The organism is Gandjariella thermophila (assembly GCF_005405885.1).
Classification (GTDB): Bacteria; Actinomycetota; Actinomycetes; order Mycobacteriales; family Pseudonocardiaceae; genus Gandjariella; species Gandjariella thermophila.
Window position 1 is genome coordinate 122610 of the sequence record NZ_BJFL01000004.1, and the last position, 16353, is coordinate 138962.

10 protein-coding genes are annotated in these 16353 nt (G+C 72.4%); 5 read left to right on the forward strand and 5 right to left on the reverse strand.

The genetic code is table 11. From position 1 onward, the window contains the following. Positions 1-58: 58 nt before the first annotated feature. Both FFT21_RS06395 and FFT21_RS06400 read left to right on the forward strand, forming a co-directional pair. A complete protein-coding gene (locus FFT21_RS06395) occupies positions 59-535 on the forward strand; it encodes a DMT family protein (protein WP_137812835.1) in 477 nt (158 codons plus the stop codon). 261 nt (positions 536-796) lie between these two features. Further along, a complete protein-coding gene (locus FFT21_RS06400) occupies positions 797-4096 on the forward strand; it encodes an arabinosyltransferase domain-containing protein (protein ID WP_225978136.1) in 3300 nt (1099 codons plus the stop codon). A 55-nt stretch (positions 4097-4151) separates the two neighbouring features. Here the strand turns inward: FFT21_RS06400 and FFT21_RS06405 are convergent, their stop codons facing one another. The 5 genes from FFT21_RS06405 to FFT21_RS06425 all read right to left on the reverse strand — a co-directional run bounded on the left by FFT21_RS06405 (position 4152) and on the right by FFT21_RS06425 (position 11913). Further along, positions 4152-6743: a glycoside hydrolase family 172 protein gene (locus tag FFT21_RS06405; protein ID WP_225978137.1), complete on the reverse strand. Its 2592-nt coding sequence runs from the start codon at positions 6741-6743 to the stop codon at positions 4152-4154. A 313-nt stretch (positions 6744-7056) separates the two neighbouring features. After that, positions 7057-8064, reverse strand: coding sequence for a substrate-binding domain-containing protein (locus FFT21_RS06410; RefSeq protein WP_137812836.1), 1008 nt, complete (start codon positions 8062-8064; stop codon positions 7057-7059). Positions 8065-8127: 63 nt separating this feature from the next. Beyond that, a complete protein-coding gene (locus FFT21_RS06415; protein ID WP_225978166.1) occupies positions 8128-9069 on the reverse strand; it encodes an ABC transporter permease in 942 nt (313 codons plus the stop codon). Positions 9070-9167: 98 nt separating this feature from the next. Beyond that, the gene (locus FFT21_RS06420) at positions 9168-10754 is read right to left on the reverse strand and encodes a sugar ABC transporter ATP-binding protein (RefSeq protein WP_137812838.1); all 1587 of its coding nucleotides are present in this window, start codon (positions 10752-10754) and stop codon (positions 9168-9170) included. A gap of 163 nt (positions 10755-10917) precedes the next feature. Next, positions 10918-11913 (reverse strand): LacI family DNA-binding transcriptional regulator, encoded by a 996-nt coding sequence (locus tag FFT21_RS06425; RefSeq protein WP_137812839.1) that lies wholly within the window; start codon positions 11911-11913, stop codon positions 10918-10920. A 247-nt stretch (positions 11914-12160) separates the two neighbouring features. On the opposite strand from FFT21_RS06425, the gene FFT21_RS06430 reads away from it, so the two are divergent. The 3 genes from FFT21_RS06430 (at position 12161) to FFT21_RS30655 (ending at position 16329) form a co-directional block, all read left to right on the forward strand. Next, positions 12161-13573, forward strand: a complete 1413-nt coding sequence (locus tag FFT21_RS06430; protein WP_137812840.1) for an L-fucose/L-arabinose isomerase family protein — start codon at positions 12161-12163, stop codon at positions 13571-13573. Positions 13574-13575: 2 nt separating this feature from the next. Continuing rightward, complete coding sequence (locus FFT21_RS06435) at positions 13576-15066, forward strand: FGGY-family carbohydrate kinase (RefSeq protein ID WP_137812841.1); 1491 nt, start codon at positions 13576-13578, stop codon at positions 15064-15066. A gap of 300 nt (positions 15067-15366) precedes the next feature. Next, the gene (locus FFT21_RS30655) at positions 15367-16329 is read left to right on the forward strand and encodes an anti-sigma factor RsbA family regulatory protein (RefSeq protein WP_225978167.1); all 963 of its coding nucleotides are present in this window, start codon (positions 15367-15369) and stop codon (positions 16327-16329) included. The last annotated feature ends 24 nt before the right edge of the window (positions 16330-16353 follow it).

The following is a 16353-nucleotide window of genomic DNA, read 5'->3' on the forward strand; positions in this document are numbered from 1 at the left end:
CCTCCGGCGCGTCACTCGCGATCGCGATTCCCTCGGCGGCGCTCGGCGCGGCGAGCACGTGCTGTCGCTCGCCCTGGCCACCGGCGTGTGCTATGGCGTCACCGCGGCGCTGCTGAAGATCATATCCGGTCAGCTCCGGACAGGGGTCACCGAGCCGCTGCACCACTGGGTGCTGTACGTGACCTGCCTGATCGGCCCGACGGGCTTCCTGCTCAGTCAGAACACCTTCCAGCAGGGGCGGCTGGTCTCCCCCGCGCTCGCCGTGATCACCACGGTGGACCCGCTGATCGGTGTGGCGATCGGCGTGTCCTGGTTCGGCGAGGAGATGGTGGGCGGGCCCCTGGTCACCGCCGGTGAACTGCTCTCCGGCCTGCTGATCGTGGCCGGCATCGGCGTGCTGGCCCGCCACGGCGCCCGGCTGCTGCACCATGCCGGCACGCCCGCCGGTCGGGTCCCGAGTTCGCCCACCGAGCCCGCGCCGATCGTGCTGGGCGAACCCGCACTGTCCGAGGGACAGCTGCGCTCCCGGCTGTGACGGCACGGCTCCGCACCGGCCGCTCACCCGATGGTGTTGCGGGAACCGGAAAAATCGCGCACCTGCCGCGGCAAACCCGTCAGCAACAACGCGGAACCGGTGAACAAACGCGGACCGAACACGGACGCGCGGGCAACCCGTTGCCGGGCCGCAGCGGATCATCGCGTAGTCTCGGCGGCCGATAAGCCTGCCACGTCCCGCGATGCGGTAAGAGGGGACGTGGCGACAAGCCGGTGATGAACGACAATTACGGTCTCCCTCGTGCTGACATCCGGGTACCCAACGAGCAAAACCTCCCCCGGCCCTACGGAGCGGGAGGAGGAGCAGTCGCACCCCACCCCCGGTGGCGACCCGAACCGCAGGCTGCGGTGGCTCGCCGTGCTCCTCGGACTGTTCGGCACAGCGATGGGCGTCGCCGTCCCGTTCCTCCCGGTCGTCAACGACATCGTCACCCTGCACTGGCCCACCCAGCAGGGCACCCGGCCGGTCAACGCGCCGCTGGTCTCCTACCAGCCGGTGTGGCTGCACGCCAACGTGCCGTGTACCGCCATGCGGGACCTCAACGAGCGGTCCTCCGGGTCGGCGGTGCTGGTCGACACCACTCCGCCGGAGTCGACCTACGGCAAGATGACCGGGATGTCGCTGCAGGTGCAGCGCGGCGAGCTGGTGGTGACCAACCGCGGCCAGCAGGTGGCCACCGCCAAGGTCCCGGCCGGCGACTGCATGGTGACGCTGAGTTCGGACGCCCACCGCACCACGGTCACGCTGGCCGGTAAGCCGCTGGTCGACCTGCGGGCGGACGCCCGCCCGCAGGTCACCGGGATCTTCTCCGACCTGGACGCCGGCAGGGACAACGTCAAGGGTCTGTCCGTCGACATCCGCACCGACACCCGGTTCCAGACCAGCGCGACCGTGCTCAAGGACGTCGTGATGGTGCTGGCGTTCGTCGGCTTGGCCGGCTGCGTGTGGATCCTGCACCGGCTCGATGTGCGGGCCGGTCGGCGCGCCCCGCGGCTGGCGCCGAAGGGGTGGTGGAAGCCCACCGGCCGGGACATCGCCGTCTACGCCGTCCTGATCACCTGGACGCTGATCGGCGCGATCACCTCCGACGACGGCTACATCCTCACCATGGCGCGGGCCCGTGCGGCGTCCGGCTACGTCGGCAACTACTACCGGTGGTTCAGCGCCCCGGAAGCCCCGTTCGGGTGGTTCTACGAGCTGTACTCGGCGTGGGTGCAGGTCAGTACCGCGACGCCGTGGGTGCGGCTGCCCGCCCTGCTGATGGGCATCGGAAGCTGGTTGCTGATCAGCCGGGAGACGCTGCCCCGGCTGGGCAAGGAGGTGCGGCGCAGCCGCGCGGCGGGCTGGGCGGCGGCCGCGGTGTTCCTGTGCTTCTGGCTGCCGTTCAACAACGGGCTGCGCCCCGAGCCGGTGGTGGCGCTGTGCGCGCTGCTGGCCATGTGCGCGGTGGAGCGGGCGGTCGCGGCCCGGCGGCTGGTCCCGCTCGCGCTGGGGCTCTTCGCCGCCACCCTGGCCATCGCGGCCACGCCCACCGGAGTGATCGCGGTGCTGCCCTTCCTCGCCGCGGCGCGGCCGGTGACCAAGCTGCTGCGGGAGCGGATCCGGCCGTTCGGCTGGGCGGCCGTACTGCTGCCCCTGGCGGCGTCCGCGACCGCGGTGCTGGCCATCGTCTTCCAGGACCAGACGCTGGTCGCCGAACTGCAGGCGAAGCGGATCGAGACCCAGATCGGCCCGGCCGAGCAATGGTACGAGGAGTTCGACCGGTACCAGGCGCTGTTCAGCGGCACCGCGGACGGCTCGCTGGCCCGGCGGTTCCCGGTGCTGCTGGTGATCCTCTGCCTGGCCATCTGCCTGGTGGTGCTGCTGCGCCGGCGACGCATCCGGGGCGCCGCGCTCGGCCCGAGCAGCCGGCTGATCGGCATCACGATGATGTCGTTCGTCGTGCTGGCGCTCACCCCGACCAAGTGGACGCACCACTTCGGCGCGTTCGCCGCGCTGGGTAGCTCGCTGGCCGCACTCACCGCGCTGGCCAGCAGCGCGACCGTGCTGCGGTCCAAGCGCAACCGGGCGCTGGTGGTCGCCGGCCTGATGATCATTCTGGCCCTGGCCTTCCGTGGCCCGAACGCCTGGTGGTACGTGTCCGCGTGGGGCGTGCCCTGGTACGACAAGCCGCCTTCGGTGGGCGGGCACCAGTTCAGCACGATCATCCTGATCGCGGCCGGCATCGCGCTGCTGATCGCCGGCATCGAGCACCTGCGCATCCCCGACCACGGCGTGGTGGAGCACCCGCCGGAGACGCGCGGCAGGGCACTGCTGCTCGGCTCGGCGCCGCTGGCCATCGTGTGTGCCCTCCTGGTGCTGTTCGAGGTGCTGTCCTTCGTCAAGGTGCTGCAGAAGCAGTCGCACACCTACAGCCTCGGTGCGGACAACATCACCCGGCTCACCCAGGACACCTGCGGCCTGTCCGACCACGTGCTGGTCGAGGCGGACCCGCTGCGGGACGTGCTCAAGCCGGCGGCGAACCAGGCGCCCAAGCCGGTGCCCACCACGCCGCCGCCCAACCAGCCGCCGAACCCCACGGGTACGACCCCGTCCCCGGAGGAGGCCCTGCAGCCGGCCATGACCGGATTCCGCAGGGGGCGGGACGGGTTGCCGCCCGGCAACGGGCAGGACCCGGCCCAGCCGGACTGGACCCCGCCCTACCGGCTGGGTGACGACAACGCCCCGGTGTGGGGGACCTACGCCCCGGGCGCCCCGCTCACCGGCGAACTGCGCACCCCCTGGTACACGCTGCCGGACAGCGCCCGCACGGGTCAGGCACCGATCGTGATCGCGCTGGCCGGGATGGAGGCCGGGCCGAACGCGGTGTTCCTCGAGTTCGGCAAGAACACCCCCAAGGGCTTCCAGGTCATCGACCGGCACCAGATCATCAAGGGGCCGGCCAACGTGTGGCGGGAGGCCAGCGTCACGCTCAGCGGGCCGGACGCGCAGGCGGACCAGGTGCGGATCGTCGCCGAGGCCAACGCGCTGGGCGTGGAGAACTGGATGGCGGTCAGCGCGCCCCGGGTGCCGACCTTCGTCCGGATGACCGACGTGATCTTCGGGCGGCCGGTGTTCCTGGAGTGGCCGGTGGGCCTCGCCCACCCGTGCGCCCGGCCGTTCAACACGCTGAACGGCGTGGCCGAGATGCCCGCCTACCGGATCACCGGGGACGCGGACTTCCGCCGCCAGGGGCAGGGCTGGTCCGCGCCGGACGCCGGGGGACCGTTCGGCTGGCTCAACGTCGACGCGACCGTGCGGAAGCTGCCCGCCTTCCTGGACGGCCAGATCGACCGCGACTGGGGCACGCTGTACGCGATCGACCCGTACGAGCCGAACGCGCTGCCGGCGTCCGCGGCGGAGCGAGTGACCCACGAGGTCCACTCCGGCCTGTGGTCGCCCGGCCCGATGCCGAACGTGATCTACCTGCCGGGCAACGCGCCGAAGTCGGACAACCGCACCAACGTGCCGAGCGGCGCGAACCCGGGCAGCAACCCGTAACCGGCGACGCGAAAGGGGCCGGCCCCGCCGGCCGGCCCCTTTCGCATGCGCTGGCTCAGGCCGGACCGACCCGGGAGAGCACCCGGTACTGGGACGCCGACCACGCCGGTGCCCCGCCGACCGGGTTGAGCCACACCTGCACCGAGCCCTTCCCCGCGGTGAGCGACGCCGGGATCTCGAAGGAGTCGTCCAGCCACCGGGAGTGCTGGTTGCCCAGCGGTTCCAGCCAGGTGCCCGCCAGCCTGCCGTCCACGAAGACGTCCGCCGACTGGTAGGCCTGGTTCTGGTCGCCCGTCCTGGTCAGGCGCAGCCCGGAGTTACCCGGGTCCACGGTCACCGTGAAGCGGATCGGTCCGGTCGCCGCGGTCACCGCGCGGGTCACCGGCACGGCCCGGTCGTCGCCCTCATAGGTGGACGTGAGCTGCCCGGAGGTCTCCCCCTGCGCGCTGTACCCGTGCAGTGAGCGGCCCGCCGGGTCGGTCGGATCGACCAGATCGGTCTGCCGCAGCGTGACCGCGGGCTGGCCGTACCAGTAGGCGGTGGAGCTGTAGTCGGCGGGCGCGTCGTCCACCGGGCCGTGCTCGATGCCGAACCGCAGGCCGGTGGCGAACGACACCGCGTCGCCGACCATCAACCGGTAGGCTCCGGTGCAGTCGTTGGCGCAGCCGTCCCCGTCCAACTCGTAGGCGGGGTTGCCGGCCAGCGGCATCTCGTACGTGGTGCCGTCCCGGAAGTACCAGCCGGACTCGTAGAAGTCCTCGGTGCCGGTGCCGTGCCAGGCGGGACTGGCCGCGCCGTCCACGAACACCCGCTCGTCGCCCTCCAGGTAGGCCCGCCGGTTGACCTCGGCCAGCGACTTGGGCTGGTTGTCGGCGACCGCCGAGTTGGCCGAGATCAGCCCGCGCATGCTGTGCGTGACCCCGTAGAACACACCGGTGCCCGCGGTGTCCAGGAACGTGTAGTCGGAGCCGGTGGCCGGCACACCCCTGCGGTGGGTGGCGTTGAAGTAGCCGATCGTGCCGGTACGCAGGTCGGTGCCCACCGAAGAGTCGGCCGCGGAGGTCACCTCGACCACCGCACCGTTGACCGGCACGCCGCTGCCGTTGACCAGCTCGACGGTGGCGTGCGCCCCGTAGGGCATCGGCCACCAGGACGTGTACCAACCATCAGCCGCACCGTCCACGGAGGACATCAGGTTCATCACGTCGTACTTGCCCAGGCCGGTGCCGAAGAACTCGCCGATCGGCGCGTCCACGGTGGTTCGGCCGTCGAAGGTGATGCGAAGGTGGGCGCCGTCCAGGACCGCGTCCGAGCGGCTCACCGTGGCCGGGTCGATCCAGGAGTACCGGTAGACCCGGGAGCCCTGCCAGGTGGGCGCGGTGATGGTGTAGCCGTGCGCCTGCTCGGCTCCGGGGTGTCCCGGCCCGAGGTCCATCACGTCGGTGCGGGTCCACTCGCCGCCCACCCTGCTGTGCACGTCGTAGCGGAACTCGTTGACGTCCAGGTCGGAGGAGACGAACCGGTTCGCCACGTGCAGCACCGACTTGCCCGCGGTGAGCGACGCGGGCAGTTCCAGGGTCTGCACGTCCCAGCTCCCGCCCGGCTGGGCGGGCCCACCGCTCCAGGTGCCCACCGGCTGGCCGTCGACGAACACGGTGGCCCGCTGGTTGCCGATCATCGGGTCGAACCGCCGTACCAGCCGAACACCGGTGTTGGCCGGGTCGATCCGGACGGTGAACGCGCTGCCGCCGCCCGCGCCGAACGCGCGCCCGTCGTCCCCGGCCCTCGGGCTGACCGACACCTGCGGCAGTTGCAGCCGAATCTGGGTGATCCGCCCCGATCCGGTGATGTCGGCGACCCGGCGGGTGGCGCCGACCGGAACATCGGTCACCACCCGGCTGGTGCGCGCGCCCGCCGCGGCCGGCTTGGGGTCGCGCAGGCCGAAGGCGCGCAGCCGGTCCACCACGTCCTGCGCCCGGTCGCCCGGGTCGAAGGTGCTGACCCCGTCACCGCTGGCGAAGACGCGGTAGTCGACATGGTAAAAGTCCGGGTTGTGCTGCACGGTGACCCGCATGGAGTGCCGGTAGGGCATCGGCACCTTGATCACCGCGCCGCCCGCGGTGTCGTCCCCGTTGCCGACCAGCGGCCAGACGAACGGGGCGCCCAACCGGCCGTCCACGACGTCCTGTAACTGGGCGTTGAGCACGGTCTCGCCGTCCAGTTCGATCCTGATCCACCCGGTGGCGCGGACCACGCCGTAGTCCCGGGTGAACCAGATGGAGGAGATCTCCCCGGCGCCGGACCGCTCGGCGATCACGCAGCCGTCGGTGATCCGCAGGCAGGAGTAGGCGCCGTCGAACCCGTCGTCGTTGCCGCCGGTGCGGTCGAAGCTGGAGAACTGGCGGGTCTGCTCGCCGCTGCGCAGCTGGGCCAGCGCGTCCAGATGCCGGTAGCTGGCCCAGCCGGTGGGGCCGGGAGACAGCGTGACCGCGGCCGTGGTCACGGCGGGCGGTGCCGCGGCGCAGGCCGGGGCGGCCAGGGCGGTCGCCATGATCAACACGGCGACGCCGAGCATCGGTAAGAACCCGATGCCACGTGTCACGCCGCGCCGGCGGGCGCGGTGACCAGATGTGTGTGTGCCGCGCATGGCGAGCTCCCTCGGTCGACGGACATCGGTGTCCGTTGTGGACGGTCACATTGAGCCGGTCACCGCGGCGGTTTCCGGGTAGCGGTCACCGCGGTCGGTTTCCGGGGGAGGCGGAAATCGGCGTCGGGAATACGCGTGGACGGTTTCGATGTAGACGGTTTCACCGCGGCGCGGACGGCGGCGGTTTCCCGAAGCCGTGCCGTGCCGCGGAGGCGGGCGGGGGTGGACGGAATCCCGTCCACGCCGCCGCGCCCGGTGACGAGCGCGGCGACGTGGACGGGTCCGGTGAGCGGGTTGCGGGTGGGAGGGCCGGTCAGCCCCCGTTGGCGGCGCGGTAGACCGCCTCGGCGTTGTCCTTGGTCACCAACTGGGTGGGCAGGGTCTGTTTCTTGGGCACCTGCTGGCAGTCGATCAGCAGCTTCTTCGCCGCCTCGACGGCCTCCTTGCCGCCGGTCGGGTAGACGAATGTGGCCGTCAGCCGGCCGTCCTCCACGGCCTTGATGCCGCCGGACGGGATGGGCAGGCCGTCGATACCGGTGAACCTGATGGAGTTCTCCCGGCCGACCGACTTCGCCGCCAGGTAGGCACCCTCGGCCATCGGGTCGTTCTCCGAGTAGACGACGTCGATCTGCGGCTGCGCCTTGAGGATCGCGTCCATCTGCTGCTGGCCCTTGTCCCGCAGCCAGTCGCCCACGCCGGTGGCGACCACCTGGATGTTCTTGCCGGCGATCGCCTGCTGGAAGCCGGCGTCACGCTCCTGGGCCGGGGTTGAGCCGGGCAGGCCCTTGAGCTCGACCACCTTGCCGCCGTTCGGCAGCAGCTTCTGCGCGATGAACGTGCCGGCCTGCCGACCGATGTCGGTGTTGTCCGCGCCGATGAAGGTGGTGTAGGCGTCCCCGTCCACCTTGCGGTCCAGCACCACGACCGGGATGCCCTTGTCGTAGGCCTTCTTCACCACGCCGGTCAGCGGGGTCGACTCGTTCGGGCTGATGATCAGCAGGTCGATCTGCTGGGTGAGGTAGTTTTCCACGTCGGAGACCTGCTTGGCGTTGTCCTGGGCGGCGTCGGCGAACTTCACCTCGAACTGGGGCACGCTCGCCGCGGCGTTGCGGATGTCGTCGTTCATCCGCTGCCGGTACGGCTCGGCCACGTTGGCCTGGCTCATCCCGATCACGTAGTGACCGTTCGGGCCCTTGCACTTGGTGTTGGTTCCGGCGTTCGGTGCCTGACCGGCGTTCTCGTGCGTGGTGCCGCACCCGGCGGACAACACGAGCACGGCGCACGCCGTGGCGGCGAGGGCGATGGGGACCGGACGTGCCATGGTGCTCTCTCTCCTTCGGAGTCTGCGCGCGATCATGGAGACTCCTTCCTCCGTCACCCGGAATCACAGCGCCGGGCGAAGCCGTTGCAGCCCCGCTGCCGCAACGATGACCAGACCTTTGATCAACAGCTGGATGTTGGCGTCGATGTTGTTCAGCGCGAGCACGTTGTTCAGCACGCCGAGCAGCAGGGCGCCGGCCACGGTGCCGACCACCGAGCCGCGCCCGCCGGCCAGGCTGGTGCCACCGATGACCACCGCGGCGATGGCGTCCAGTTCGTAGCCGGCTCCGTCGTTCGGGCTGCCCTGGTTGAGCTGGCCGGCGTGCACGATGCCGGCCAGCGCGGCCAGCGCGCCGGAGATGCCGAAGACGGCGATCTTCACCCGGTTCACCGGCACGCCGGACAGCCGGGCCGCCTTCTGGTTGCCGCCCACCGCGTACAGGTGCCTGGCGAACACGCTGACCCGCAGGAAGGCGATGGCCGCGGCGGCGACCACCACGAAGATCAGCGCCGGAATGGGCACCAGGCCGTTGAACGTTCGCTCGCCGAGCAGGGAGAACGCCACCGGCGCCTCACCCGGCCCGTCGCCGTAGGCGATGGCCACGCCCTGCCCGCCGGACCAGATCCGGGCCAGCCCCCTGGCGACCTGCAGGCCGGCCAGCGTGACGATGAACGACTGGATGCCGAACCTCGCCGAGGCGATGCCCTGCAGCAGCCCGAACACCAGGCCGATCAGCAGCACCAGCAGCACGGTGGGCACGACGCCCATGCCGTTCTCCACCATGAGCACGGCCGAGCCGACCGCGGCCAGGCCGAGCACGGCGCCCACCGACAGGTCGATCCCGCCGATCAGGATGACGAAGGTCATGCCCACCGCGATGATCCCGATCTCGGCGACCGCGCGGACCACGTTGAACAGGTTCTCGCTGGTGAGGAACAGGATCTGGGCGCCGCGGTGGGGGGAGAACAGCACGGCGGCGATGAACACCGCGACCAGTCCCAGCATGCTCTGGAACCGGAACAGCACGCTCACCACGTCGAGCCGCCGCTCGGCGGGCGGTGCGGCCGCGCCGTCGGACTCCCGCTGGATGGTCTCCCGCTGGGTCATGTGCCGCCTCCCACCCGCGACGCGGGCCGCTCACCCGGCGGCGCGGCACCCGCCTCCCCGCCGTCACCCATCACCGCGGCGAGCAGTTCCGCCGCGCGTGCCTCGCCGGTGCCGAACTCCCGCACGCTGCGCCCGTCGCGCAGCACGATCACCCGGTCGCACACGCCGACCAGCTCGTCCAGCTCGGAGGAGGCCAGCAGGATGCCGACCCCCTCCCGGGCCACCTCGCCGAGCAGCCGGTAGATCTCCGCCTTGGCGCCCACGTCCACGCCCCGGGTCGGGTCGTCCAGCAGCAGCAGGTCCGGCCGCAGCAGCAGCATCCGGCCGAAGACCACCTTCTGCTGGTTGCCGCCGGAGAGCGTGCCCACCGGCTGCCCCAGGCCGGCCAGCTTGACCCGCAGCCGCCGCACCGCGTCCGCCGCGGCGTCCGTCTCGGTGCGCCGGCGCAGCAACCCGAACCGCGCGATTCGGTCCACAATGGACAGCGCGGTGTTGGCCAGCACCGAGTGCTCCAGCACCAGCCCGGAGATCCGCCGGTCCTCCGGGACGAAGGCCAACCCCAGCCGCACCGCGTGCCGGGGCCCGCGCGGCCGCACCGGCCGGCCGCGCAGCAGCACCTCACCGGTCCACTGGCCCGGCGTGCCGGCGCCGTACAGCGTCTCCAGCAGCTCGGTGCGGCCCGAGCCGAGCAGCCCGGCGACACCGACGATCTCGCCGCGGCGCACGGACAGCGTGATGCCGGCCGGCTCCCGGCGGCCGGGGCGCGGGCGGCGCGGCCGGACCGCGAGCTCGCGCACCCGCAGCACCTCCTCCCCCGGCTCGCCGCTGGTGGTGCGGAACATGGCGGACAGCGGCCGGCCGACCATGGCCTCGGCGGCCTGGCTGGCGGTCATCGACCGGGCGGCGAACTCGGCGACCACGCGGCCGTTGCGCAGCACCGTGGCCCGGTCGGCCACCGCGCCGATCTCCTCCATCCGGTGCGAGATGTAGACCACGCCGGCGCCGGCCGCGCGCAGCTCGGCGATCACCTGGAACAGCCGCTGCACCTCGGCCGCGGACAGCGCGGAGGTGGGCTCGTCCATGATCAGCACGCGGGCGTCCAGGGACAGCGCCTTGCCGATGGTGACCAGTTGCTGCTCGCCGGTGCGCAGCTCCTCGACCGGCTGGCGCGGGTCGAGCCGGATGCCGACCTGGCGCAGCAGCCGCCCGGTCTCCCGCTCCATCCGCCGCCGGTCCACGCCACCCCACCGGCTGCGCGGCTCGCGGCCCAGGAAGATGTTGTCCGCCACGGACAGCGCCGGCACCAGGTCGAGTTCCTGGGGGATCATCGCGATGCCGGCCCGCTGCGCGTCCGCCGGGCCGCGGAACCGCACCGGCGCACCGTCGATCTCGATGCTGCCCTCGTAGTCGGTGATGTCCCCGGACAGCACCCGCATCAGCGTCGACTTACCGGCGCCGTTCTCGCCGAGCAGCGCGTGCACCTCGCCGGAGCGCACCGCGAAGTCGACGTCCCGGCAGGCCTGGACGCCGCCGTAGCGCTTGCCGATGCCCGTCATCGCGACCAGCGGGGGAGTACTGCCCATGACACCCCCTCATCCGCCGCACCTCGACTCCGAGCTGCACCGTCGAGAAATCGATTCCTGGAGTGTGGAGAAGGGCCGAAGGGTGTGGGAAGTGCTTCCGCCAGGTTTCACCCGGCTGTCGTAAGGGCGGTTGCGCGCCGCGGGTTCCGGCGCGCTCGATCGATCAGCCGCGGCGGGAGCTGTCCCGCTCGATCAGCTGGGCGCTCAGCGTGGTGGTGGTCGGCTCGCGGCTGCCGTCCGCGATCCGCGCGAGCAGCAACTGGGCGGCCACCATGCCCATCTCGTACGCCGGCTGGGAGACCACGGTGAGCGAGGGAACCACCAGCGGCGCCCACGGCGCGTCGTCGAAGGACACCACGCCCACCTCGGTGCCGGGACGCAGGCCCAGCTCCGCCAGTGCCTGCAGCGCGCCGATCGCCATGGCGTTGTTCGCCACCAGCAGCGCGTCCGGCCGCTCCGGCCGGTCGAACAGGTCCCGCGTGGCCCGCTGAGCCCCGGCGGCCCGGTAGTCGGCCCGCCGGACCAGCGCCGCCGAGCTGCGCCGCTTGGCCGCGCGCAACCCGTCCCGGTAACCGGCGAGCCGGTCGTCCGCGGTGCGCACCCCGCTCGGGCCGGTGACGCAGGCGATCCGGTGGTAGCCCGCCTCCACCAGGTGCAGCGTGGCCTGCCGGGCGGCGAGCCGGGTGTCCACCAGGACGGTGTCGCCGGCCGGCGCGGCCAGCGGCCGGTCCACCGCCACCACCGGGATCGACTGCTCCAGCAGCGCGCCGACGTCGGTCTGCACGCCGGCCGGCGAGATGATCACGCCGGCGGCCCGCTCGGCCAGCGCGACGTCGACGTACCGGCGCTCCTTGGCCGGGTCGTCGTCGGCGTTGCACAGCACCACGGAGTAGCCGGACGCCTGCGCCACGTCCTCCACGCCGCGGGCGATCGCGGTGAAGAACGGGTTCTCCACATCCGCGATGATCAGCGCGAGTACGGTGCTGGCCTGCCTGCGCAGGTTGCGGGCGAAGGCGTTCGGCCGGTAGTCCAGCTCCCTGGCCGCGGCGACCACCCGTTCGGCCAGCCCGGGGTCTACTGTGGACTTCCCGTTGAGCACTCTGGACACGGTCGCCGGGGAGACACCGGCCCGCGCGGCCACGTCGCTGATGGTTGCCATCCGGCCCCTCCCTTCCTCCCCACCCGCGCGCCGCCATCGTGCCGGCAGGGCGGGCCGCGGGTTGCGTGGGTCGCGGGGTCCGGCGGGGGTCGACCGGACGGTGGCTGGCCGCGATCGGCCTCTTGACACGCTGGTATGCCCAGAATAGCGTCAAGAAACCGATTTCTCGACATACTCCGGGCGCGCGCGACGACGGCGCTGGCTGCCGGCCCTCGACGAGTCCGGCCTTGCCAAGGGAGGTATCGGCGTGGCTCGCATCGGCGTGATCAGCTTCTCCGACGGCCGGGACTACGTGCACGACGGCATCGTCGACTTCATCCGGCGCACCGAGGACACGCTGGTGGCCCGGCTCGCCGACGCCGGGCACGAGGTGGTCCGGGGCAAGCAGGTGGTCAGCTCGAACACGCTGGCCACGTCGGTGGCGCGGGAGGTGGCCGCGGCGGGCGTGGACCTCACCGTCTTCCACTACGCGGTGTGGGCCTTCCCGCACTTCACCATGCTCGCCGCGGGCGCGACCCCGGGCCCGCTGCTGCTGCTGTCCAACATCGACCCGGTGCAGCCCGGCATGGTCGGCATGCTTGCCGCGGGCGGCGCGCTGGACCAGATCGGCCGCGCGCACACCCGGCTCTGGGGCGACCCGGAGCAGCGCGACCTGGTCGACGCGATCACCGCGCGGGCCACCGCGGCCGCGGCCGTCGCCCGGCTGCGCGGCGCCACCTTCGGCCGGTTCGGCGGCCGGCCGATGGGCATGAACACCGCGGTGGCCAACACCGACCAGTGGCAGCGACTGTTCGGCGTGGACGTGGAGGAGATCGACCAGTGGGAGATCGTCCGCCGCGCCGACCTCGCCGACGCCGCCGAGGTGCGGCTCGCCCGGGAGTGGCTGGAGCGGCACGCCACCGTGCACTACGACGGTAAGAAGCTCACCCCCGAACTGCTGGAGCGGCAGATCCGCTCGTACCTGGCGGTGCGCGAGCTGATCGACGAGTGGCACCTGGACTTCTCCGGGATCAAGGGCCAGCCGGAGCTCACCCAGTACTTCGCCACCATGGACATCACCGAGGCGTTCCTCAACGACCCGTACGACTGGCACGGGCCGAAGGAGACGCACGTGTGCGCCACCGAGGCGGACATGGACGGCGCGCTGACCATGCAGCTGCTCAAGCACATCGCCGGCACGCCGGTGCTGTTCGCCGACGTCCGGCACTACCACGCCGACCGGGACATCTGGGACCTGTGCAACTCCGGGCAGCACGCCACCTGGTACGCGGCGCGCAGCGACGACCCGGCGGAGAACCTGCGCCGCGTGCACCTCTACCCCGAGGTGTTCTTCTTCCCCGCAGGCGGCGCCTCCGTGCATCACCTCGCCGCGCCCGGCCAGATGACCCTGGCCCGGCTGACCCGCCGGGACGGGGCGTACCGGATGCAGCTCATGCTCGGCGAGTTCGAGAACTACGACGACGCCACCAACGAGACGCTGATGCGGCAGTCCACCTTCGAGTGGCCGCACGCCTTCGCCCGGCTGGACGCGCCGGCCGACGACTTCCTGTCCCGGTTCGGCGCCAACCACATCCACGCCGTGCCCGGTGACCGGCGCGCGGAGGTCCGGGCGGCCTGCGAGCTGCTCGGCGTCACCGTCGACGAGTTCACGCGGGGCTGAGCATGGCCGGCGGGTTGCTGCTCGGGGTGGACATTGGCACGTCCAGCTCGAAGGGGGTGCTGGTCGAGCCGGACGGCACCATTGTGGCCAGGGCGCAGCGGCCGCACGAGGTGTCCACGCCGCACCCGGGCTGGGTGGAACACGACGCGGAAACCGTGTGGTGGCAGGACTTCCTCGCGATCACGCGGGAGCTGGTGGCCGCCGCGAACGGCCGGCCGCTGGCCGGTCTGGGGCTCAGCGGGATCGGGCCGTGCCTGCTGCCCGCCGACGAGGCGGGCAAGCCGCTGCGCCCGGCGATCCTCTACGGCGTGGACACCCGCGCCACCGCGGAGATCGCCGAGCTGGACGCCGAACTCGGCGCGGCCGCCGTGCTCGAACGTGGCGGCTCGCCGCTGACCAGCCAGGCGGTCGGGCCGAAGGTGCGGTGGCTGGCCCGGCATGAGCCGGAGGTGTACCGGCGCACCCGCATGCTGCTGATGGCCAGCTCGTTCCTGGTGTACCGGCTCACCGGCCGGTACGTGCTGGACCACCACTCGGCGAGCCAGTGCGACCCGATGTATGACCTGCCGGCCGAAGCGTGGTCGGCGGAGTGGGCGGAGCGGGTCGCGCCGGGCCTGCCCCTGCCCGAGTTGGCCTGGCCCACCGAGGTGGTCGGCCAGGTCGACGCCGCGGCCGCGCGGGAGACCGGGCTGCCCGCCGGGCTGCCGGTCACCGCGGGCACGGTGGACGCCTGGGCCGAGGCCACCAGCGTGGGCGTGCGGAGTCCGGGCGACGCGATGCTCATGTACGGCACCACGATGTTCCTGGTGCAGGTGCTGCGCGAACCCCGGCCGCACCCCGGGCTGTGGAGCACCTGCGGGGTGTTCCCGGGCACCCGCACGCTGGCCGCGGGCATGGCCACCTCGGGCGCGATCACCGACTGGCTGCGCCGGCTGGTCGGCGGTGAGTTCGCCGAGCTGGTCCGGGAGGCGGGTGAGGTGCCGGCCGGCAGCCGGGGGCTGTTGCTGCTGCCGTACTTCGCCGGCGAGCGCACCCCGCTGTTCGACCCGGACGCCCGCGGCGTGCTGGCCGGGCTGACCATGCGGCACACCCGGGCCGAGATCTACCGCGCGGTCCTGGAGGGCACCGCGTTCGGCGTGCGGCACAACCTGGAGGCGATGCGCGAGGCCGGCGGTGCGGCGCGCCGGATCGTCGCGGTCGGCGGCGGCGCGCAGGGCGGCCTGTGGACCCGGATCGTTTCCGATGTGACCGGCACCGAACAGCAGGTGCCGGCCGAGACGGTGGGCGCAGCCTACGGCGACGCGCTGCTCGCCGCCGTGGCCACCGGGCAGGAGGTGGACCCGGAGCGGTGGAACCCGATCATCGAGGTGATCCGCCCCGACCCGGGCCGCGCCGAGCGCTACCAGGCGTACTACCGGCGCTACCGGGAGTTGTACAAGGCGACCAGGGAGATCGCCCACTTCCTGGCTGAGGAGCAGCGCGCCGCCGACTGACGGGCTCAGCCGGGCCTGTTGCCGGCAGGCCCGGCTGACGGCGCCGGTGGGCGCGGTCCCGGGCGCGCACTTGAGCGAACGGGTTTTGCCGCACATGGTGGGGGGTACCTCGCTGTCCAGGCCACCGAGCGGCGAGGTACGGCCACCGGTGGCCGGAGCACGATGGTTACCGCGTGACGAGTGGGAGGGAGGCCATGACGGGAGCGTTGAGCGCCGCGGCCGGTTTTCACGGCCCCTGATCGCCTGGCCGGGCCGACCGGGACGTTCCTGCCAGCGGCGCTGCTCAGCACGTACGAGGCGATGGCATTGACCACGGCTTCTCCCCCATCATCATCCGAAGACACGTTTCGCCACGAGGCCCTGCTGTACGCCGACCGGACCGAGTTCCTGCGCGGGGCCCTCGCGTTCATCCAGGGTGGGCTGGCCGGCGACGAGCCGATGCTGGTGGCGGTCCCCCCGGACAAGATCGACATGCTGCGTGCCGAGCTGGGCGCGGACGCGGACCGGGTCCGGTTCGAGGACATGACGACGGTGGGCCGCAACCCGGCGCGGATCATCTCGGTCTGGCGGGACTTCGTCACCGAGCACTGCATGCCGGACCGGCGGGTGCGGGGCATCGGGGAGCCGATCTGGGCGGAACGCAGCCCGGCGGAACTGGTCGAGTGCGAGCGTCACGAGGCACTGCTCAACCTGGCGTTCGCGGACTTGCCGGCGTGGTCACTGCTGTGCCCCTATGACGTGACCGCGCTGGCCCCGGAGGTGATCGACCGGAGCTGCCGCCACCACCCGCTGGTGCGCGGCGACGGCGACCACCGAGCGAGCGACCGCTACGCCGGTGCCCCGGCCGCGCTGGCCGGACTGGAACAGCCGCTGCCGGAGCCGCCGCCGGCCCGCGAGGAACTGGCCTTCACCGGCGCGGACCTCAGCGCGGTGCGCCGGGCCGTGGCCCGGATGGCGGAGCGGGCCGGGTTGACCGGCGACCGGTCGACCGAGCTGGTACTCGCGGTGGACGAGCTGGCCACGAACAGTGTCCGGCACGGCGGCGGCGGGGGCGTGCTGCTGCTGTGGTGCGAGGGTGGCGCCCTGGTCTGCGAGGTGCGCGACCGTGGCCATATCGCCGACCCGCTGGTCGGCCGGCGGCGCCCGCTGCGGGACCAGCCGGACGGCCGGGGACTGTGGCTGGTGAACGAGCTGTGTGACCTCGTGCAGCTGCGGTCGTCGCAGGCCGGCACGGTGGTTCGGGTACGCGTCGCGGCCGGGTAAGTTGCCCACCGATCCGGCGGAGGC